The 696-nt window shown below is 54.9% G+C and carries 1 protein-coding gene; it reads left to right on the top strand.

The window, feature by feature from the left end; all coding sequences use genetic code 11:
• On the top strand, positions 1-567 hold a 567-nt coding region (locus ACTHUR_RS14365), incomplete at its 5' end, for an FAD-binding protein (RefSeq protein WP_440399239.1).
• Positions 568-696: the final 129 nt, after the last annotated feature.

The raw sequence follows: 696 nt of genomic DNA, 5'->3' as shown, positions 1-696 counted from the left end.
CATCGGCACTGCCTGTCCCAATGCGGCTTGGACATCACGCACCAAGCCATCCCCGTCCGCCCAGTGCAACACTACACCTGCGGCGGCATCCAAACCGACCCCAGCGGCAGAACCTCCCTGCCGCAGCTCTACGCCTTAGGCGAAACCGCCTGCACAGGGCTGCACGGCGCCAACCGCCTCGCCAGCAACTCCCTGCTCGAATGCGTCGTGACAGCCAGGCTTGCCGCCCAAACCATCGCGGACGGACAAGCGTTCCAAACCGAACCATTCCAAAAGCCGTCTGAAAGCCTCTCTGCCGAAACAGACATCTTTTCAGAAGGCCTCCAAAACGCATTCAGCCGCCCCACCCTGCAAGCTTTCAACCAACGCCATCTGGGCATCATACGCAACGATACCGACCTGCGCCATGCTATCGCCCAACTTCGGCTTTGGAAGCAAAACCAAGCCGAGCCATACACCGCGTCCGAATACGAAAACCGCAACCTACTCGAATGCAGCCTCGCCGTCGCCCAAGCCGCATACGCTAGAAGGCAAAATATTGGCGCGCATTTTAATAGTGATTGTTAAGGCTGATAGAGACCTTTGCAAAATACCCCTCTTCCTTATTTCCCCCATATGGGAAAAACCACCTATCATCATTTTCTCGTACATGGGATTCAACTATTGACAATGAAATTCCCATTTCTTGCTCTATTT

The sequence above is a fragment of the Neisseria sp. P0021.S007 genome, from assembly GCF_051956855.1.
Note: the sequence above shows the minus strand (reverse complement) of the source record. Positions and strands in the feature narration are given on the sequence as shown.